Genomic DNA, 20,654 nt, shown 5'->3' with positions numbered 1-20,654 from the left:
CGTTCCGTTCACTTAATGAACATCACTTCGCTGATGCCCGGGTTCTGGGTTTCATGGCAACATCCCTTCGATTAAGGATAGCGTTGCATCTACTCCTTGAACTCACAGCGTGAATCGGCCACAGCCTTACCTACATACGCTATCGGTTTGACTGATAATTCACATTCATGGATACATACTTTCATCATCTGAGGGTACGCGGCTTTTATCTTTTAGTATGTGTACATTAGCCTTACAGAATTCTATGTAGGCTCTGGCCGCCGTGGAAACATGTCGGTGTTTTTTATAAACCAGATGCAATGATGAGTAGGGCAAACGTGTCTGGGGTAAAACCTCAATCAGTTTTCCACTATTAATGTATTCCGCAGCAAAAAAAGCGGGTAACTCAGTAATGTAGTCACCAGCAAGGGCTCCAGAGCGCAAATGAAGATAATCATTGACGATGAAGGTCGCTGGAACATCGTAGGTATGTTCACCGAGCATCCACACCGGACGCGCGCCTATCACCGAACCCCAGGCGGCACAGGGATACTTCATCAGGTCTGATGGCTCTTTGGGGGGCTCACTGCCCTGAAAAAGCGCCGGGCTGGCGACCAGAATATGCCTGAAATCCATGAGATGGCTCGCAACGACATCATCATCAGAGATGCTTCCAACTCTCAGCGCGACATCAATACCTTCAGAAACTAAATCCACTCGACGTTCAGTCGTATAAACGTTAATGGCAATACCCGGATATATACGCTGAAACTGCCTGATGATTTCCCACCATGGTTCAAGTGATTGAGGCATTGTCAGGCGTAATCGGCCTGTAATGCGGGAATCGGCAGTTGTGAGGAACTGCTCGGCATCATTAAGCGTATCAATAGCCGAACTGGCCTGATCCAGCAATTTTTTACCCGCCTCTGTTGCTCTGCAACCTTTCACTGTTCGTTCTAGCAGAACAACATCCAGCTCATGCTCAAGTTCAGCGATCCTACGGCTTAGCGTCGGAAGAGGTATGTTGTTTTCCCGCGCTGCTGCAGAAAGGCTACCGCAGCGGGCTGTCAGAACAAACATCTTTAAGGCATTTAAGTCCATCGAATCCTCTCAAATATGAAAACATTATTCTCAATTTAGACGCTACACAGTACTGAATGTGGATATTAAAATACAGCCACTTTCAGTTAGCAATGCCCGTAATTATAGAGAAAATGTATTGCCTGGAGCAGATTTAGAATCTATCTGACGCCATCAGTCCTTTTTAAAGCTCCAAACCTTCCCTCTGATAAACTCTCAAAAATGAAAATGCAACATGCTCAGACTTAGGAATATGACATTAACATGAACGATTTAGTAAAAGCCTATCTGGCCCGCCTTGGCCTTGACGCAGAAAAACCCTCCATTGAGGCTCTTACCCGTTTACATCAAGCGCATGTAGAGCGGATCCCTTACGAAACATTCTGGATCCACCTTGGGCAGGATTGGGGAATTGACGCCATGGAAAGTTTCAGAAGAGCGGCAACAACCCGACGAGGGGGTTATTGTTTTCAGTTGAATGGCGGCTTACATACGCTACTCACCCACCTTGGTTATCGTGTGAGTCTTCACCCAGCAAACGTCCACGGCGCAGAAGGCCCTGAGCATATAAAACTGGAAAACCATGCAGCTATCATCGCTGAGGGGCTGCCGAGTGAAACTAATCCTAACGGGAGATGGTGGGTGGATGTCGGCCTTGGTGATGCGCTCCATGAACAAATGCCTCTGATGAATACGACCGTTTGCCAGGATTCGATGCAGTTTGGCATGGAAGCCGTGGGCAAGGACGGCGTGGGCGATTGGCATCTCATTGCCGATCCATCGTGCTGGATCGCAGGCGTGAATATGGCAGAGCAACCCGCTTCTATGAGTGATTTCGTAGACCGTCATCACTTTAATATGCATTCCCCTGAATCCGGATATGCAAAAGTTGTTACTGCACAACTCCGGAAGCCACACGGCAAAACGATACTGCGAGGTTGCGTTTTAACAAAAACCGATGGCGAAGTCGTTACGACTCACATCTCAACGTCTTTACCAGAGTGGCAGGAAGTGCTTGATGAAGAATTCGGTCTGACTTTCGAAAACGTTCCTGAGATATCGCTTAAAAAACTGTGGGTTAAAGTACAGAAGATCCATGAAGAATGGGTCCAGACTCGCGAAAGTACGTAAAACAGCAAGTTGTTGACGACCGGCCCGATACATACGTTGATGCTATCGGCCGGAGCAGTATCATTGAGCGGAGTACCAACAATCGTATACTGGATTTGCTCATTATTCGGCAGCGAGCGAAATCTTATTAATATTACAACTGCCCTAATCGCACTTTCCCCTACATAAATCCATACTTAATGTCCGCTGCTGGCACTCAGCGGACAATTTTTGGGGTCAGAAGGCACGGTCGGTTTTGAACTATGTTTAACACCAGTCAGAATAATAAGATGGTTGAGGTTATTAGGGCCTGAACGGTGGCGGCCTCATTCCGGGAGCATTAGATAACCAGAACCTCACTCAGAAGTGTGCCAACATTGCGTGGGTAAGAACAATATCCGGAGAATAAAGTGTTCGGGAAATTTTTTTTAAATTACATGCCTGGTTTACAAAATTTATTAGCCTACGATAAAAGCTGGCTAAAACATGATGTTAAAGCCGGGTTATCTGTTGCGGCTGTCGCACTACCCGTTGCTATTGCTTACGCTGAGTTGGCGGGTGTTGGGGCAATCGTAGGGCTGTATTCCTGCGTTTTACCGATGATCGCTTATGCACTGTTTGGTTCTTCACGTCAGCTTATTGTTGGCCCTGATGCAACAACTTGCGCGGTGATTGCGGCCGTCGTGTTTCCCCTCTCTGCAGGTAATCCCGAACTGCACTGGCAACTGACGATCATCATGACATTGATGATGGGCGGATGGTGCCTGCTTGCCAGTAAATTTCGCCTTGGCGCACTTGCCGATCTGCTTTCTCATCCCATTCTTACTGGTTTGCTTAATGGCGTAGCCGTGACGATTATTGTCGGGCAATTAGGCAAGGTTTTAGGGATCACACTTGATGAGGCGCAGGTTATTGAAAAAATAATTGCCTTGCCAGGCCGAATCGCAGACAGCCATTTATTAACCTTAGGACTATCACTTTTAACGTTAGTTATTTTAATGGTTATCAAAACGTATCGCAGCCACTGGCCAGCACCGTTGATTGCCATTGTGATAACAACGGCGCTGGTATGGGGAACATCAGCACAAAATCATGGGATTGCCACTATTGGGGGAGACGGTTTTCAGCCTGGTTTACCCGTCGTTAACTGGGCGGCGTTCCAGCCAGGTCTGATGCGTGATTTAGTGATCCCGGCGCTGAACCTGGCTTTGGTCAGTTTTGTCAGTCTTATGCTGACCGCCCGTAGTTTCGCCGCGAAAAATGGCTATGACATTAATGCTGATGCTGAGTTTAGAGCTCTGGGTATTGCGAATCTCATGTCTGGATTATCTCAGGGGTTTGCTATCAGTGGAGCCGATTCCCGAACCGCTGTTAATGATTCAACTGGGGGGAAAAGTCAGCTGGTTTCCGTGGTCGCAGCCTTACTCATCGGTATCATAGTCGTATTTTTTACGCAGCCATTACAGTTTATTCCGGTTTCTGCATTAGGTATTGTTCTAATGTATGCCTCGTGGTCATTGATTGATTTACGTGGGCTATGGAACCTGAGGCGAAGAAATAAACAGGCATTTCGTTTGGCCTTCTTCACCTTTGGCTGTGTGTTAATTATCGGTGTAATCCAGGGGATCGGGCTTGCCGTGTTGCTCGGTCTGTTACAGTTCCTGCGTACAGTCTTTCGTCCTTCTGAGCACTTACTGGGAACTGACGAAAATGGAATGATTCACTCATTAGGTAATTCAACCGATATTAAAATGGTTCCGGGCGTGTTGATGTATCGATTTAACTCCCCGTTGACCTATTTTAATGTGGCTTATTTTAAACGTCGGGTATTGAACTTAGTTGATGGTACAACATTACAACCTAAATGGGTGGTTATTGATGCCGTTGCCTGCTTCACCTATTCAGATATAAGTGTCCTGGCCACCATTAATGAGTTAAAGCGTGACCTGAAAAGTCGACAGATTACGTTAATCCTTGCGGGCCGGAAAACGGAATTAACACGCTGGTTTAAAGAAAGCCGGCCAACAATGAATGATGATGACATGCTTCTGGCACCAGACCTCTATTTGGCACTCCGGTTCATTCAAAGCAAAGAGAGTGCGGGTGAGGGCGAATCAGACGGTGATGTACCATCCCAGTGACACAATTCTTGAAAGGGGTCCAATAGTGCTTATCTACAATGTTTTTGGACGACATATTGGGATCAAGCGTGAAGGTGTTCGCTGGCTTGTATTCCGTGCAGACCTGACGGAACGAAAATTCTCCCGGCTTTACGACATTGCTATTCCGGATAATATGACAGAAGACGTGGGGTCAGTCCAGGCAGACAATAATCAGGGAGGTCCGCTTCTGGCTGTGTGTTCAATGGGTCGCTTCACTCGTCAGTAAGTCGAGTTCATTTAGCTAGCCTGTTTGAAGGTAAAGTATAAGCCATAAATTTTCGCTAGTTAGGGCAGAGACCAGTAGGTCTTTTTAGTGGCCCGCACTCTCTGAAGTTATAGACTTTATAGCCTTTGCTTATCATGCATGCGTAAATTTTCTTATTCCGTGTAGATATCTCCTGAAGTGTTTGATTGCGATGCATGATGTTTAGCCCCCAATTCTTGTCATCCAGATTTTCTTTGCGATCGACACCACAGCTGTAGAGCGCTTCCTTGCGTTCGCGAATGTTAGTCCATCCCGTAGAATCTACTTTCTGGAATAACTGAATCCATGTGACATAAGTGAAATCAGAGGCATCTCCGGGGGTGACCAGGCAGCCAGTTAAATTAACAATTCCAGCAAGTAAAACAACCATACGATAATGCATATTCATCATTAACATGAGTCAGTGAAGTGAAGAAACATTGATTTTATTACATTTTTTAGGAGAAGGGTCAATGAAAAGCAATATGCTGGGTATTTGCTGGTCCTCTACTGGCACTCAGTGGACATTCATAACGGCGACTACCGAGGCTCAACGACTGTCAGCCTGGACAGTTAGATGTTGCTTTCAGGTCGGCATTCATCTCAGTAGAAACTGAATCAGTCGAACAACGATATACACTGTCGTTGCCACTTGTATTGCCCGGAATCCCCATCTGAGATGGCGCCATTCATGGCGCTCTCTGGCATCAGCGTTTTCAATAGCGGGGTCGGAACGTTTTCTTTTCTTTGTCCTGACTTCATTTATTACCCACAGGACCAGAATAAAGATAATGATGGTTTTCTGAAGAATGGGATTGTCCACAAAGAATGGCTCCGGCCTGCTCGCTGATAGAGGCAGAATAAGTGAACAACCTTTACGTATCCACCACTAAATGTAGGGGTAAGGTGACTTTGCAGTGGTATACCTATTTTGGCCACATTAGCAGAAGTGTGGAATGTCCGCTGCTGGCTGTGAGCGAGGAGCGAAAAGTCGATTTGAAAAAGCCCAGGATCATAGTCGCAGACGATGATGAGGATCAGACTAACCGGCGTGTTAGCACTTCTCATGGGGAATGATAAGGCATAAAAATAAAAAACACTATTGTGAATTTAATTTCACTATAGTAAATTTAAGTCAGCTCATTTTGTATATAAATACCCAAAGTAATGACCACTTAAGGTAGAGGAAATGTTAAAAATAAGAATGTCACGACCCTCTGAAGCGTCAGAAATTATCCAAATCTGGAAAAATTCTGTAGATGCTACGCACGATTTTCTGACAGCCCACGACCGACAAGAGATCGAAAAAGACGTTGTCAGTTTTTTTTCAGAAACCCCTGTATGGGTTGCAACAAATCAGGAAGACCAACCGCTAGGATTTATGTTTCTACATGAGGGCCATCTGGAGGCACTTTTTGTCGATGCTTCTGCTCGCGGACTTGGCGTGGGAAAACGGTTGATCTCACATGCACTGGCGCTGCATCCTGATTTAAGCGTCGATGTAAATGAACAAAATCAGCAGGCTATAGAGTTTTATCAGCATATGGGCTTTCAGGTTACAGGCCGTTCCGAGCAGGACAATCAGGGAAGGCCTTATCCCCTGTTACATCTAAGCAAGTCTAATGTGATGTAACCCCTTAAGTAGGGGCAATATCATTGATTTTTTTGACTAAAAGCGACGATGTAAGAACAACTCTGTTCGCTATCAGGATTGCTCATTTGGCACTCGCTTGCAAAGGTAAGGGCAAGACAGTCACCGGCTTGTAAGTGATGGGTCTGATGATTAACCCGAAAATCAAGGCTGCCGCTCAACATCCACAGTGTTTGCCCGGAAAGATGCTCATTCGCAGAGGCGGGAATCGTCAGTTGACCCATAGCAGGAATTTCAACTTTTATAAGCTCCGGGCATGCCCCTGCAGGGGAGAGTGACCAGCGGGTAATGCCTGATTGTTCATCTGTCCAATGCTGCTGCTGATCCGCGAAACGAACCAGTGAGTTCTGATGCTGCTCAAGCTCCGCAAAAAGTTTTGATAGCGTTATATTCATGGCGTTGGCTAAACGACTCAGTATCGTGGCACTGGGACTGGAGGTGCCTCGTTCAACTTTGCTAATCATGGCCTGACTGACGCCCGATCGTTGGGCAAGTTCTGTTACAGTCAAATTTCGAGCCTTTCTGTGTTTAAGCAATAAACGCGCAATGTCGCTATCTACTATCTGATTTTGAGATGTTTTATCCATTTTCGCCCTCACTTTAGCCTGCCTGATTATGCCATTACATAAATTGGGCTGAAATAAATGATTTTGTAAGTCTAAAAATTCAGGCTTCCTAAGCGTTGAGATCAGTGCGAATAACTTATTGATGAGACAGGGAAGCGCGTGAAGTCAGAACGCAACGGAATATAAAATTTGGTTGCGGAGCAGCTTAGGGGGCAAAGCATGCCGGGGCTTCGCGATTTCATTACCGCAGAAAGGTTAGGGCTATTACACACTAAGGATAATTTACTGGCAGGTGAAGCAGTGGGAAGATCGCGCATCAATGGCAGAGAGAATGTTCTCTCTGCCAGCAGACGCTGCAATTAATCAACAAGAGTCACATCAAGCAAACCAGCCAAACCTTGCGGATATCAGGCTGAAAAGTCCTACAGCAGCAAAGATATTTATCAGTATCACGGTTTTACTGGAAACATTCATTTTTGCCACCTTTCGATTTAACCCTTATGGGTATAGTACGGGTTAAAACTATCCGCAATAGTACGAAATCTGAACATTACGGAGAACGGTTGTTTTCTCGCCGGTTTTCTTAAAAAATGAATAAAACTTGATGTGTGTCATAAAAAAGAGCATATTGCGCGCGATTTTCCCTTCTGGCCCGGATGCCCTAAATGTCTTTGTACCAAAACATGCTGGTTTTTTATGCGGTAATGGCCGCCATCGCGGCTATCATCACCTGGTTTCTATCGCGCGATAAAAAGCGTATTCGCTTTCTCAGCGCGGTATTAGTCGGGGCGACGTGGCCGATGAGCTTTCCCGTCGCACTCCTGTTTTCTCTTTTCTGATGATAGCGTCAGGTCTTTAGCAGCGCGATTAGTCGCGACCTGTCAGCGTCAGTCACGTCCATCGGATGCTGATAACCTACGTTTTCATTGGCGCGGGTGTACAGGGCAACCAGCCAGTCATAAACGTATCGGCTGGCACCATGCCGGGGTTGCTCGTCCAGTTTTGCCAGTCGGCGCATCGGCTGTTGCGGTGGGGCGCTAAAGATAACGGCACCTTTTTGGATCCTGCTGGCAGGGCGCTGTTCCTCGGCAACATGAGCAAACCCAAGCCAGGTAATAAAATCACCGATATCCGCGTGCAACTGCGCTGCGCAGACGTTCTCGCGCTGCATAATCGCGTGCAGGCGTTGCGGCATCTCCAGCCGGTAACTGGTGGTCACCAGGATGTCAGCAACCTGTCTTAAGGTCTGCGGCTCCAGGTGCAGGCGACGTGCGTTATTCTCATCACGACACCACTGCCGCACATGGTTGATCCACATTTTATGCGCCAGGTATCCGGTCTCTTCTCTCTCTTGCGGGTGAGAGATATCCCGCGCGTCAGCAAACAGGTCGATCGCATCATTAAATAAGCCGCTAACCTGCTCTTCACGCGGTTGTTGAATACGTAACAACGACTCCACGCTGCGCATCGGCGGCAGTAGCCCCTCCAGCAGTTCGCCATGTTTGGCCGCCTGAGCCTGCAACTGGCGAATAAGTGATTCACTCGTCCCGGTCGGTTCATCATCCGTGTGGAACCAGCTCATCAACGTGGAGCGAATTCGCTGCTGGTGTTGCTCGTACAGAGAGATAAACCGAGCCTGACGCTGAGCGGGCGATGTCGCCTGCGACAACCATTCAACCAGGCGCTGTAAGCTGTGCTTATCCAGTGCCTGCAGCGTACCCCAGTGCAGTCCAGGTTTGCCCAGTAATTGCTGAACGGCTTCATCGAGGTTCTGCTGGGTGCTAAAACGTGCATCCTGTGGGGTAATGGCCCACACCACGCCCGGTAACGCGGCATCGTGCAGCGGTTGGGTATCGTTGATCCAACCGAGTAGTGTGCGGGTGACGGTCGGCGTCTGCGAACGGGTGGATACCGCGTTGCAGATGACTAACACATCGGGTTGCAGACACTGGCGGTAATGCTCCAGCATCCAGCCTAATTTTGCTTGCCATAGCGGGTGTGGATGCGCATCCGGTGCCAGGGGGATATCCAGCAGATCGGTGCTCTCCAGCACCGCGTCTTCTACCGTCAGTACCAGTTCGCGGGTCAACAGCGCCAGTGATTCCAGAGACAGACTGACCGCATTAAGTAATTGATTGTCGGCAAGAGGATGCACCACCACATCACCTGATGCGTCGTTCCCGGTCAGCGCTGCCTGAGTGAGAAAGCTTTCGGCGGGCAAACCGAAATGGTCGACCAGCAGGCTAAGCGGCGCGGCTAATTCGTTGGCATGTCCGGTCTGTTGCAGCGTATGCGCCAGTGTCAGAAACTGCTGCGTGAGTTCCGGTTGCTCCCCCCACAGTAATGCCCAGGCATGTGCCCGGGTGGTGAGATCCAGTGCCGGAAGCAGCATGGCAAACTGGTGCCACAGCGTATCGTCAATTTGCTGCTGGTTAGAGGGAACGCGGGATCGCCAGAAACGCGCGATAGTGGCCACGTCTAGTGCGCAGATCCCCGGCACCGGATGACGCTGGCGCAGCGTCTGCCATTTTTCTAACCGCGTCTCAATAATCGCTTTTTCAACCTGACGGTTGTCAGGTAACGCACAGAACTGGGCGATAAACAGCTGAACCAGCTCCGCCTCGCTCATCAACCGCAGGCGCAGCGGCCATGCGCTGTCCAATGGGGTTTCGTCGCGGGTAAAGCGAATAGCCATGTTGGTTGGCGCATGGCCGGGGTTAATGTGCGTAAAGTAATCGACGCTGCGCTCCGGCGTGGTGATATTCAGTTTGCCACCCGTATTGCTGCACAATGCGCAGAGCAAATGCGCTTTCGCCGCCTGTGAGTGGCCGTACAATCCCACACAACCCGGCGCGGCGAATGTCTCATTGAGCGCGGCTTCATTGACGGCGGCTAACGTGAGCTGAGCAAGCAGGGAATCTGCTTCATCATCCAGGCGTGCCGCGCGTGTACGCACGTCCGTTACCCATTCGATGGCGGCCTGTGTGGTGTTTAACGTCTTGCTCATTTCAGGTACACACTCCCGCTATCAATCCAGTAATGGCTACCGCTGTGGCGGCGGTCTGCCAGCGTATTCAGTTTTAAGGTTAAGGCGTTAGCGGCAACGGGTGTGCCATCCTGCAGCCAGGCATCGCTGAGGACGAAGTATTCCGGGCCGGCCTCTTTGCTACCGCCACGTAATTGCAGACGCACATTTAATACGCCATCACCGGCGATGGTTTTCGCCAGTTCGGCAGAGTTGATACTGAGCGTATACAGCGGGGTGGCGGGCCAGCGGCTGTTCTCCAGTTGGCGGAAACCTAACGTCACATTGCCACGCAGCGGGAAATTCAGGCGCGCGTCCAGCTTTGCGCCAGGCTTGTCGAGGTCGATATCGTGATACCAGATATTCTCATCGCGCAGGGTATTAACCGTGTTATCTAACACGCCGAGATAGCGTACCGTCGAGTACGCGCCGATATCGGCGGCTTTAAAGTTAAAACGCGGCAGACGCAAATCCAGCGCCAGGCTGCACAGCATGGCGCCCACGGCGGCGGTGGACTTCGGATTGCCAATACGCCCTTGCTGGCTAAACGGATACCACTCATGCACGCGGTAGCTGTCCATCCAAATCATACGATTAACCGGAACGGGCTGCAGGTGGCGAATCAGCGCCTGTACGCCTGGTAAACACGCCGGTCTGCCAGTGACCAGTAAAATGTCACAACGATAGTGCGAGATGGCTTCACACACGGCGTGCAGCGGAGAGGTCAGGGTAAACTGCCCGGCCAGCAAGGCTTCCTGTAACGGCCTGAATTGCACCTGCAGCGGCACGCTCAACAGGTCAAAGACCGGAGAGCCCGCTGGCAATGCATGATCGATGGCCTGCTGGATATAGTTCATCACGTTGCGCGTTGGCGGCTGAACCAGCAGTTCACCAAAGGTGGCATGCAGTCCCGCTACCGGATCGTTAACGTCGCTTTGTTCCCACGCTGAAAGCACAGCATGCCCGAGCGGCATAAACAGCTGGAGCGCCGTTTGCTGGCGTAAAATCGCCTGGGTGTCGATGCGCCCGGAGTCGCCAAACAGCGTGGCCAGCAGGGCGGCGGCGTCGGTAACCCCTGCCTGTTGTAAACGGGTTTGCAGGGCGGGGAGTACGCAGCGCTGAATCACATCGAGCAGCATGTCATCCCCGGCAACCTTGAATCCTTCACGAAACAGCAGATGCGGCGTAATTTTGACATTCGCCCCCACGCCATCATCTAACTGATAATGGACCACGGCCATATCCGTAGTACCGCCGCCAATATCGATCGAGGCTACGCGCAGGGCGCGACCATTGACTTCATCCGGTTCCGGCAGGCGGTCCGGACGGGCGAGGGCGTTGAAGAACGATTCGGTGTGCCCGTCGTAGTTCGAGATCGCCTCGTTGTATAGCCAAACCAGTTGCCCGCAGCTGGCTTCATCCCATTCCATCTGGATCTCAGGGACAGGAACCACGCTTTTTTCCTGCTGTTTGCGGGTGGTAAAGTCGTCGTCCTGCGGATGCCAGCCCATCGCTTTCCACACCAACGCAATGGCTTCGAACATGCGCAGGCGGAAGATCTCGCGTTCTTGTTTCGGCATCGCTGATGGCAGGGTAAGGATTAGCGTACGCAGCTGGCGGGGCGAGGCCGGAAAACCGAGGCGCAGGCGCGTCGCCACGCTGTTAATTTGCCCCAGCGCCTGCGCCAGAATTTCGCACAGCATATGCGTCATCAGCGTGCTGCGGCTGTACTGCGGCGAGAATACCGGCAGCCGGTCATCCTGCGGCAGGCTAAACAGCGGCTGCCCGTCATCGTTCATCAGATTCATCAGCGGGAAGGCGGTTGCCAGCGGTTCGCGCTGAGTTTTGCCATTCATCTGGCTAAAGCGCCAGTCGTGCAACACCGGCGTTTCATCCCACAGATAACGACGCGGGCTGGAGATCCCACTGCTGCCTTCGGTGCCGACACGCTGCATGGCCAGCTTGCGCGCTTCATCGCCGACACGAACGATCGACGGCCAGATGAAGGCATCGTCACGACCGCTCTCCACGGAAAAGTGCTGCTTGCCAAAACGCGCCTCGGAAAACTCCAGTCGGCTGGTGAACAGCGGATCGTTAAGGTATTGCGGCTCGCTTAATGAACGTACCTGTAATTCTGCCGTCTGGCGCAGGCCGTCGTTAGCGTCACCGTGATCTTCAATCAATACGCCGCAGGTATGGGTATTGCCGATATCTAAAATCAGATCGACGGGAATAGCCGGCGTGCTGAGGGTGTGCGTCACCAGCTTCACTTCCGGAATGGCAAGCTGCTCGCCTAACAGGGTTAAGACATTCAGCCAGTGCGCCTGATATTCGAAATTTCGCAGCGCGAGCTGGATCTCCTGTTCGGCACGGTTTTCTTGTTGCGTCACGTGATGCAAAAAGGATTCACGCAGCCAGCCGTCAATCCACGTCTGGTCGAGGAAATCAGCGATTTCTTTATCGTGCCAGGCCAGCGCAAAGCGCGTGCCGTTGAGCAGGTCGTTTTCATTTGGCGTCAATACGGCGGGGGCATGCTCGGTCAACTGGCTGTCCAGCGCCACGGTCACGCGGTGCGTGTTGCCCGCGCTGTCCGGCTGTGTCAGCTTGCGCACCTGTACGCGCGCCCAGTTATCCGGACCTTCGACGAACGTGCGCGGTGGATTAAAGCGCAGGAACGGCAGCGGCAGCCAGACGCCGTCGAGCACGTCCAGTGAATAATGTAATGTCTGGGTGCTTTCTGGCTTGACCACTTCAGGTTGCCCGCCGGTGCTGCCCGGTAACGTATAGCGGCCCGTTGTCAGGTCGAAATCCAGTCGCAGCAGTGGGCCGTTGGCCGTTTTTCGCACAAAGCGCCCGTGATGCGCGGATTCCTGTGGCGTCAGGCCAAAATCCAGAAACTGTACACCGCTATTGGCAATGAGCGTCACGCTCTGTTTGTAATCACACAGGTTCACCAACATAAAATCAGGCACCTATCTTTTTGATGGTCATGGGGATCTCCGCGTGATCGTCATAACGTGCGGTACAGGCGGCTACGTCGTTGGTTCCTGCTTTACAGGTGATTTCCGGCATCGGATAACGCGAGCCGTCGGTACAACGCGCGTTCCCGCGACTTTTAATCATTAATTCCCCCGACTGATGCAGGCCGGAGAAAATCTCCGCGCGGCACACCACATTGTCGCCATGGACGACCCGCGCAGTGCCTTTATTGGTCTGGATCTGATAACGCAGCGATGGCGCTTTACCGCTGACCGGATCTTTGATGTCGACCATCACGCGCCAGTTGCCGTTGAGGAAACGTGTGGTGCCGACCTTCATCTGGTTCGCGTCCATGACCAGCGCATCTTTCGGGATCGCGGCAATCACCACCGGCCCCTCGGCAGGCATCTCTTTTTTTACCACCGGGACAACTTCCGCGCGATGCAGCGGCAGCGAAGGCACCAGCGCGGGCAGCGGTTTGACGTCAATCTTCGCAACCTCAACCGGCTGCGGTGCGGGCGCAGGGCGTGTCGCCTGCTGTTTCCACAGCAGCGGACCCACGATGGCGGCAATGATGACCGCGGCAACCGGCAGGCTCCACAGCGGCAGTTTACGCGCAGGTGTTGGCAATACGGGAGGTGGCAAGGCCTCGGGTTCATTCTCGATGACCGGGGGCTGCGGTTCAGGTTCTGCGGGCTTGGGTGTTTCCACGACCGGAGTCAGTAAAGGTGCATCGGCTTCGGCAAAGGTGATTTCCGGGACGACCATATCTTCTTCAGGTTCGGCTTGCGGTGCGGGCATGACCGGAGGAACATCGGCAATCCGCAAGCAGTCGAGCACATCGTCACGCGTGTTTTCGTTCAGATTGACGAATCCCCAGAACGTTATCACCGGTTTGCCATCAACCAGAAAAACGTGATTTTCCCCAGGAAACTGAACGGCCTTTTCCAGCAGAGATCCAAACAATTGCAGCGAGGTTTTACCCGATTGCAGGCTTTTACGACTGAGAGTCGCCGCGCTGTCCAGCGTGCTGGCCAGATAGCGTAATGCCCGAAAGCGCGCGTCTTCATCAGCGGCTTTCCAGGCGACGGCTTGTCCTTCAATCGGGGAATACCAGTCAACCCGATCGCCATTATCATTGACTTGCGGGATCGCCAGACAATCGGCCATGGCCTGCTGTTTTCGCAGACGAAGCGTTTCACGAATTTGCAATGCTGAATCAAAAACGGCCTGACCACCGCCGCCCACGGCCTGATAGTCATCCAAATTGCCGCTGCGCAAGAGAGTTTTTGCCACGTTGTTATCCCTTAGACTTCTTCACACATCTACTTTACGGCTTATAAACGCGAGCAAACGGTGGAAGAGAGGCAAAAAGGGGCGAATTTTCATGGCATAGAGCGTGGGGAAAAATCTTGACGTTTTGAAAAAGACTTAAGGGAAATTATTTCACCGGTGCTGTCGAATTAATCAGCGAAAACCACCGGATAAGAATAACCTGATAGTGATTTGTTATTAGTCAGTTTTTGTCAGCTATGCTCTGATAATGAGCTGAATAATAAAATAAGAAGGCATACAACAATGATTGCAAGGAAAACGTTGCTCGTGCTGGCGCTCAGCGCGGGATTACCAACCGGTGCTGCATTTGCTGCCAATACCGACACCCTTATCTACTGCTCTGAAGCGTCTCCCGAATCCTTTAACCCGCAAATCGCCAGCTCCGGCCCATCATTTGTGGCCAGTTCTCAGGTGCTGTATAACCGACTGATTAACTTTGATCCGGTGAAAAACACCCCGGTGCCGTCTCTGGCTACCGACTGGACGATATCCCCGGATGGCTTGACGTATACCTTTACCCTGCGTCAGGGCGTGAAGTTCAACAGCAATAAATTCTTCAAACCGACCCGTGATTTCAACGCGGATGACGTGCTGTTCTCGGTATTACGTCAGAAAGATGCCGATCATCCGTACCATAACGTCTCGCAGGGTAACTATGAGTACTTCAACGATGTCGGGTTGGACAAGCTGATCAAAGAGGTGAAGAAGGTTGATGATTATCATGTCCAGTTTGTGCTGAACGAACCTAATGCGGCGTTTCTGGCCGACTGGGGGATGGACTTCGCGTCCATTCTCTCTGCGGAATATGCCGACCAGATGCTGAAAAAAGGCACGCCGGAAAACGTCGATACCTGGCCGATTGGTACTGGACCTTACGTGCTGCAACAGTACAAGCAGGATTCACAAATCCGCTATCTGGCCAACCCGAACTACTGGGATGGTGACGTTCCAACCAAACACCTGATCTTCGCCATTACGCCAAACGTGCAAACGCGACTGGCAAAACTGCAAACCAACGAGTGCCAGATAATTCCCGCGCCTGCGCCGGTGCAGTTTGAAGAAATTAAGAAAAACAGCGACCTGACGCTGCATTCGGTCGACGCACTGAACGTCGGTTATCTGGCGTTTAATACCGAGAAAAAACCGTTTGATAACGTGCTGGTCCGCCAGGCGCTGAACTACGCGACCGATAAAAAAGCGATCATTAACGCCGTCTTTTTAGGGTCGGGTTCGGTGGCAAAATCACCGATTCCGCCGAATATGCTGGGCTTTAACAACGATCTGAAAGACTACGATTACGACCCGCAAAAAGCGAAAGAACTGCTGAAGAAAGCAGGGCTGGAGAATGGGTTTGAGGCGACGCTGTGGTCGATGCCGGTTCAACGGCCGTACAACCCGAACTCCCGGCGGATCGCTGAGATGATCCAAAGCGACTGGGCGCAGGTTGGGGTGAAGGCGAAAATCGTGTCGTACGAGTGGGGCGAATATCTCTCCGGAATGCGTAAGGGCGAGCACGACACCGCGCTGTTTGGCTGGATGTCTGACAACGGCGATCCGGATAACTTCGCTGATGTCCTGCTGGGCTGCAACAGCATTAAAACCGGATCCAACGCCGCACGCTGGTGCGATAAAGCGTATAATGCGCTGGTGCAAAAGGCGAAACAGGTGAGCAAGCCGCAAGAGCGCGCCGCGCTTTACCATCAGTCGCAAGAGATTTTCTACCAGCAGGCCCCGTGGATCGCACTGGCAAACGGCAAAACGTTCTATGCCACACGCAGTAACGTCAGCGGATATAGCGTGAGCCTGATGGGAAGTGATTTTTCAAAAGCTAAATTAAATTAATCAGTTAAGGAGAAAGTATGTCGCACCTGGATGAGGTCAGCGCCCGCGTCGACGCCGCCATTGAAGAGAGCGTCATTACGCATATGAACGAACTGCTGATTGCGCTCAGCGATGATGCAGAGCTGAGCCGGGAAGATCGCTACGCCCAGCAACAGCGTCTGCGCACGGCAATCGCGCATCATGGTCGTCAGTATAAAGAGGATATGGAAGCCCGCCGTGAGCAGCTCACCAAAGGTGGCACGATCCTTTGATATTTCCTTGCCGGATAGCGGTGCTCACACCTTATCCGGCCTACAGGCACATTCCGCAGGCCTGATAAGCAAAGCGCCATCAGGCAGTTAAAACGCGCGTCTGGCCACCAGCCAGGCGCCGATCACCAGCAACACCGCGCCACATACCGGTCCCACCAACGCACGCAGCGGTACGCCGTGACTACGCAAAATATCCAGTACCAGACCGCCAATCAGCTGACTGGCAACCAGCACCGCAATGGTAGTGGCAGCCCCCACGTTTTGATAGCCGCTAATACTGGCGAAGACAAAGAACGACCCCAGCAAGCCGGGAATTAACGTCCACCAGCGCACGCTGGAGAACAGTTCGCCAAACCCCGCCACACCTTGCTTAAACCACAGAATGCTGACAAACAGCACAATTCCCACCAGCGAGTTGAGCAACATGGCAATCAGGATGGTTGAGGAGGTCTGGGTAATACGCACCATCAAGGTGTTCTGCACCACCAGGCCAATGCCGGCGGCAATCAGAAAGGAGAGGGTCAGCGTCTGGTTCATTCGCGCACGTCCGGATCGCGACGATCGTCCAGCTGCAGTTGCATAAAGGTCAGATCCAGCCAGCGGCCAAATTTCGTCCCGACCTGCGGCATTTGCGCGGTTAAGACAAAACCCAGCGTGCTGTGCAGGTGCAATGATGCCTGATTCTGCGACTCAATGCCCGCGACCATCACATGCTTACCGCACCTGCGGGCCTCATCAATCAACCGGCTGAGTAATGCGCGCCCCAGGCCTTTGCCTTGATGATCCGGATGCACATACACCGAATGCTCAACGGTATGACGAAAACCATCAAAATTACGCCAGTCGCCGAAAGACGCATACCCGGTGACCACGTCATTCTCTTCACTCACCAGCACCGGATACCCCAGTATTTGCCGGGCTTCGTACCAGGCAATACGGTTTTCGGCATCGACCGTTTGATCGTTCCAGATAGCCGCCGTATGCAGCACCGCGTGATTGTAGATTTCTGCAATAGCGGCGCAGTCATCTTTACTGGCAAAGCGGATAGACATGTTGAACCTCAGGTATTGTTCACTATAGTATTACAATATGAATACTATTGAAGACAGCATAAATCAACGGATCGGTGCAAGAATTCGCATAGAACGGGAATCTCGCGGCTGGTCGCTGACGGAACTTGCCGAGCGCGCGGGCGTGTCGCGGGCCATGATCCATAAAATTGAGCGTGGCGAGAGTAGTCCAACGGCAACGCTGCTGGGGCGGCTTTCCGGGGCATTTGGCATCAGCATGTCAACGCTGATGGCACGGGCTGAAATGCAGGAGGGCAAGCTGCTGCGCTTCGCCAACCAGCCAGTCTGGCACGATCCGCAAAGCCATTATCTGCGCCGCCACGTCTCCCCGCGCAGCGATCTGCCCATCGATCTGGTGCAGATAGAACTGCCAGCCGGGAGCGACATTCCCATGCCCGCTTCGTCCTACGTGCAGGCCAGACAGCTTATCTGGCTGCAGCAGGGGGAGTTAGTGTTTGTCGAAGGGGACACGCGCCACGAAATGAAGGCCGGTGATTGTCTGGAACTCGGCCCGCCGAATGACTGCCGATTTATTAATGAAACCGCACAACCCTGTGTTTATCTGGTTGTGCGGTTAAACGCCGTCGGCAATTAATGTGAAAGCATCGCCAGCGCGGGGCGTCTACTATTGATGGATTCATGCCAAAAGCAGAGGAGAACATCAATGAGTCAACAACTGCAACGCAATCGCCGCTGGGTACTGGCGTCACGCCCGCATGGCGCCCCGGTACTCAGTAATTTCCGTCTGGAAGAGGGTGCTGTCGCCACTCCTGGGGAAGGGCAAGTTTTACTGCGCAACGTGTATCTGTCACTCGATCCCTACATGCGCGGTCGCATGAGCGATGAGCCGTCATATTCTCCGCCGGTGGAGATTGGCGCGGTGATGGTCGGCGGTACCGTCAGCCGGGTGATGGCATCAAATCATCCTGATTATCACGTTGGTGAATGGGTGTTGAGCTACAGCGGCTGGCAGGATTTCGACATCTCCGATGGCAGCGGGCTGGTAAGATTAGGCGATAACCCTGAACATCCATCCTGGGCGTTAGGTCTGCTGGGCATGCCGGGCTTTACCGCGTATATGGGGCTGCTGGATATTGGCCAGCCTAAAGCCGGAGAGACGTTGGTGGTGGCAGCAGCCACCGGGCCGGTAGGTGCAACCGTCGGGCAAATTGGCAAACTCAAAGGATGTCGGGTGATCGGCGTGGCCGGTGGGCCGGAAAAATGCCGTCATGCCACCGAGGTACTTGGCTTCGATCTTTGCCTCGATCACCATGCGCAAGATTTTGCGCAGCAGCTGGCGCAGGCGTGTCCGCAGGGGATCGACATCTATTATGAAAACGTTGGCGGCAAAGTCTTCGACGCGGTGCTGCCGTTGCTCAACACCTCTGCGCGAATTCCCGTATGCGGCCTGGTCAGCGGTTATAACGCCACGGCGTTACCGGCAGGTCCCGACCGCTTACCGCTGCTGATGGCCACCATACTGAAAAAGCGCATCCGGATGCAGGGCTTTATTATTGGTCAGGATTACGGTCATCGCATTCATGAGTTCCAGCAGGAGATGGGACGCTGGGTCAAAGAAGGCAAAATCCAGTACCGGGAACAGATTACGGAGGGGCTGGAGAATGCTCCGGCAGCCTTTATTGGTCTGCTGACCGGGAAAAACTTTGGCAAGGTTGTGATCCGGCTCGCTGAAGATTAATCGCGAAAATCCGCTGTGCCGCTCTGTTTGTGAGCGGCACGTTAAGCATTTATGGAGAAAATAAGAAGGTTGTTGCCAGAAAGCGAATAAACACTCCACTTTGAGATAAATAATGATTACTATTCTCATTCTTAAAAAGGCAAAACCATGATTTTGCTGATTGAAGCATTGTGAAGCAGTAACAAATGAATTTATCAAAGGGAGTCGTCATGTCTTTACGTCATCTGTTTTCACCGCGTCTGCGTGGTTCTTTACTGTTAGGTTCACTGCTTGTTGCATCCTCTTTTAGTACGCAGGCTGCGGAAGAACTGCTGCGCAAAGCGGTAGGCAAAGGCGCCTACGAAATGGCGTACAGCCAACAGGAAAACGCGCTGTGGCTTGCCACCTCCCAGAGTCGTAAGCTGGATAAGGGTGGGGTGGTTTACCGTCTCGACCCGGTCACGCTGGAAGTGACTCAGGCGATTCATAACGATCTGAAACCGTTTGGCGCCACCATCAACAATGCAACGCAGACCCTGTGGTTTGGTAATACCGTCAACAGTGCGGTCACTGCAATGGACGCTAAAACCGGCGACGTAAAAGGTCGCCTGGTCCTGGATGCGCGTAAACGTTCGGAAGATGTTCGCCCGCTGCAGCCACGTCAGCTGGTTGCCGATGACGCTACCAACACGGTCTACATCAGCGGTATCGGTAAAGAGAGCGTGATCTGGGTGGTCGACGGTGAGACCATCAAACTGAAAACCACCATTGCCAATACCGGTAAAATGAGCACCGGTCTGGCCGTCGACAGCAAGGCTAAACGCCTGTACACCACCAATGCCGACGGTGAGTTCATTACCATTGATACCGCAGACAATAAAATTCTCAGCCGCAAAAAGCTGCTGGATGACGGCAAAGAGCATTTCTTTATCAACCTGAGCCTGGATACCGCTGGTAACCGCGCGTTTATTACCGATTCTAAAGCGGCAGAAGTGCTGGTGATTGATACCCGTGACGGAAAAGTACTGGCGAAAGTCGCCGCGCCGGAATCTCTGGCTGTGCTGTTCAACCCTGCGCGCAATGAAGCCTACGTGACGCATCGTCAGGCCGGTAAGGTCAGCGTGATTGACGCGAAAAGCTATAAAGTCGTCAAAACATTCGACACCCCGACGTTCCCGAACAGCCTGGCGCTCTCCGCTGATGGCAAAACCCTGTATGTTAGCGTGAAACAAAAATCTTCACGTGAGCAGGAAGCCACACAGCCGGATGATGTGATTCGCATCGCGCTGTAATTTACCCGGAGGGGGAAACCCCTCCTGTTATTTATCCATACCCCACGATACGCCTCGTTACACCCCATCGCTGGCCTGATAAACATCAGGGACTTACACTAGGTCCTTATCGGCTCATTGCATAACACAGGAATATCATGAAAAAGCCATTTATCTGCCTTTGCGCAGGCGTAATGCTGTTTACTCTGGCAGGTTGTTCAACGGATTACGTCATGACCACGAAAAGTGGGCAAACTATCGTCACCCAGGGCAAACCGCAGTTGGATAAAGACACCGGGATGACCAGCTATACCGATCAGGATGGCAACGCGCGGGAAATTAACAGCAATGATGTTGCGCAGTTAATCGAAGCCAACTAAGAAAGCAGGCCTGACGGGGATACGCTGTCAG

The 20,654-nt window shown here is 51.9% G+C and carries 20 protein-coding genes; 10 read left to right on the top strand and 10 right to left on the bottom strand.

Annotation, left to right across the window (positions count from 1 at the left end):
* Window positions 1–165 precede the first annotated feature (165 nt).
* Window positions 166–1,080 (bottom strand): LysR family transcriptional regulator, encoded by a 915-nt coding sequence (locus QNN86_RS16545; protein WP_279278063.1) that lies wholly within the window; start codon window positions 1,078–1,080, stop codon window positions 166–168.
* A gap of 243 nt (window positions 1,081–1,323) precedes the next feature.
* Between QNN86_RS16545 and QNN86_RS16540 the strand changes: the two genes are divergently transcribed.
* Entirely contained in the window at window positions 1,324–2,190 is an 867-nt protein-coding gene (locus QNN86_RS16540; RefSeq protein ID WP_182269786.1) for an arylamine N-acetyltransferase family protein, read from the top strand.
* Window positions 2,191–2,579: 389 nt separating this feature from the next.
* Window positions 2,580–4,310, top strand: a complete 1,731-nt coding sequence (locus tag QNN86_RS16535) for a SulP family inorganic anion transporter (protein WP_279278064.1) — start codon at window positions 2,580–2,582, stop codon at window positions 4,308–4,310.
* Window positions 4,311–4,612: 302 nt separating this feature from the next.
* On the opposite strand, the gene QNN86_RS16530 is transcribed toward QNN86_RS16535, so the two are convergent.
* Window positions 4,613–4,966 carry a hypothetical protein gene (locus QNN86_RS16530; protein ID WP_414211774.1) on the bottom strand — a complete coding sequence of 118 codons (354 nt, stop codon included), beginning with the start codon at window positions 4,964–4,966 and terminating at the stop codon, window positions 4,613–4,615.
* A gap of 207 nt (window positions 4,967–5,173) precedes the next feature.
* On the bottom strand, window positions 5,174–5,398 hold the full coding sequence (locus QNN86_RS16525) for a hypothetical protein (protein WP_346769877.1): 225 nt from the start codon (window positions 5,396–5,398) through the stop codon (window positions 5,174–5,176).
* Window positions 5,399–5,764: 366 nt separating this feature from the next.
* Here QNN86_RS16525 and QNN86_RS16520 point away from each other — a divergent pair, with 366 nt between their 5' ends.
* Window positions 5,765–6,208 (top strand): acetyltransferase, encoded by a 444-nt coding sequence (locus QNN86_RS16520; protein ID WP_279278066.1) that lies wholly within the window; start codon window positions 5,765–5,767, stop codon window positions 6,206–6,208.
* A gap of 20 nt (window positions 6,209–6,228) precedes the next feature.
* Here QNN86_RS16520 and QNN86_RS16515 read toward each other — a convergent pair whose 3' ends face one another.
* Both QNN86_RS16515 and yncL read right to left on the bottom strand, forming a co-directional pair.
* Complete coding sequence (locus tag QNN86_RS16515; protein ID WP_279278067.1) at window positions 6,229–6,813, bottom strand: helix-turn-helix domain-containing protein; 585 nt, start codon at window positions 6,811–6,813, stop codon at window positions 6,229–6,231.
* A 357-nt stretch (window positions 6,814–7,170) separates the two neighbouring features.
* Complete coding sequence (yncL, locus tag QNN86_RS16510; RefSeq protein ID WP_135321876.1) at window positions 7,171–7,266, bottom strand: stress response membrane protein YncL; 96 nt, start codon at window positions 7,264–7,266, stop codon at window positions 7,171–7,173.
* Window positions 7,267–7,457: 191 nt separating this feature from the next.
* Between yncL and QNN86_RS16505 the strand changes: the two genes are divergently transcribed.
* On the top strand, window positions 7,458–7,631 hold the full coding sequence (locus QNN86_RS16505; protein WP_096756988.1) for a GhoT/OrtT family toxin: 174 nt from the start codon (window positions 7,458–7,460) through the stop codon (window positions 7,629–7,631).
* A gap of 8 nt (window positions 7,632–7,639) precedes the next feature.
* On the opposite strand, the gene QNN86_RS16500 is transcribed toward QNN86_RS16505, so the two are convergent.
* The 3 genes from QNN86_RS16500 to QNN86_RS16490 are packed head-to-tail and all read right to left on the bottom strand — an operon-like array spanning window position 7,640 to window position 14,092.
* Window positions 7,640–9,799 carry a virulence factor SrfC family protein gene (locus tag QNN86_RS16500; RefSeq protein ID WP_414211770.1) on the bottom strand — a complete coding sequence of 720 codons (2,160 nt, stop codon included), beginning with the start codon at window positions 9,797–9,799 and terminating at the stop codon, window positions 7,640–7,642.
* The gene (locus QNN86_RS16495; protein WP_414211768.1) at window positions 9,796–12,777 is read right to left on the bottom strand and encodes a virulence factor SrfB; all 2,982 of its coding nucleotides are present in this window, start codon (window positions 12,775–12,777) and stop codon (window positions 9,796–9,798) included. Before QNN86_RS16495 ends, QNN86_RS16500 begins: the two co-directional genes overlap by 4 nt.
* 4 nt (window positions 12,778–12,781) lie before the next feature.
* Window positions 12,782–14,092 (bottom strand): SrfA family protein, encoded by a 1,311-nt coding sequence (locus QNN86_RS16490; protein ID WP_181616980.1) that lies wholly within the window; start codon window positions 14,090–14,092, stop codon window positions 12,782–12,784.
* 282 nt (window positions 14,093–14,374) lie between these two features.
* Between QNN86_RS16490 and QNN86_RS16485 the strand changes: the two genes are divergently transcribed.
* On the top strand, window positions 14,375–15,973 hold the full coding sequence (locus tag QNN86_RS16485) for an ABC transporter substrate-binding protein (protein WP_414211766.1): 1,599 nt from the start codon (window positions 14,375–14,377) through the stop codon (window positions 15,971–15,973).
* 17 nt (window positions 15,974–15,990) lie between these two features.
* Window positions 15,991–16,224 carry a YdcY family protein gene (locus tag QNN86_RS16480; RefSeq protein WP_181616978.1) on the top strand — a complete coding sequence of 78 codons (234 nt, stop codon included), beginning with the start codon at window positions 15,991–15,993 and terminating at the stop codon, window positions 16,222–16,224.
* 87 nt (window positions 16,225–16,311) lie between these two features.
* Here the strand turns inward: QNN86_RS16480 and QNN86_RS16475 are convergent, their stop codons facing one another.
* Complete coding sequence (locus tag QNN86_RS16475; protein WP_279278071.1) at window positions 16,312–16,761, bottom strand: DMT family transporter; 450 nt, start codon at window positions 16,759–16,761, stop codon at window positions 16,312–16,314.
* Window positions 16,758–17,276 carry a GNAT family N-acetyltransferase gene (locus QNN86_RS16470; protein WP_181616976.1) on the bottom strand — a complete coding sequence of 173 codons (519 nt, stop codon included), beginning with the start codon at window positions 17,274–17,276 and terminating at the stop codon, window positions 16,758–16,760. The genes QNN86_RS16475 and QNN86_RS16470 overlap by 4 nt, the downstream gene beginning before the upstream one ends.
* Window positions 17,277–17,313: 37 nt before the next feature.
* Between QNN86_RS16470 and QNN86_RS16465 the strand changes: the two genes are divergently transcribed.
* From QNN86_RS16465 to QNN86_RS16450, 4 genes are all read left to right on the top strand, one after another.
* A complete protein-coding gene (locus QNN86_RS16465; protein ID WP_096756995.1) occupies window positions 17,314–17,889 on the top strand; it encodes a helix-turn-helix domain-containing protein in 576 nt (191 codons plus the stop codon).
* Window positions 17,890–17,958: 69 nt separating this feature from the next.
* Window positions 17,959–18,993 carry an NADP-dependent oxidoreductase gene (locus tag QNN86_RS16460; protein WP_414211762.1) on the top strand — a complete coding sequence of 345 codons (1,035 nt, stop codon included), beginning with the start codon at window positions 17,959–17,961 and terminating at the stop codon, window positions 18,991–18,993.
* Between the two features lie 209 nt (window positions 18,994–19,202).
* A complete protein-coding gene (locus tag QNN86_RS16455; protein WP_279278072.1) occupies window positions 19,203–20,264 on the top strand; it encodes a YncE family protein in 1,062 nt (353 codons plus the stop codon).
* A gap of 137 nt (window positions 20,265–20,401) precedes the next feature.
* Entirely contained in the window at window positions 20,402–20,623 is a 222-nt protein-coding gene (locus QNN86_RS16450; protein ID WP_096756998.1) for a YgdI/YgdR family lipoprotein, read from the top strand.
* Window positions 20,624–20,654 lie beyond the last annotated feature (31 nt).

This window comes from Citrobacter sp. C348, assembly GCF_047467975.1.
In the GTDB taxonomy this organism is placed as follows: Bacteria; Pseudomonadota; Gammaproteobacteria; order Enterobacterales; family Enterobacteriaceae; genus Citrobacter; species Citrobacter gillenii.
Note: the sequence above shows the minus strand (reverse complement) of the source record. Positions and strands in the feature narration are given on the sequence as shown.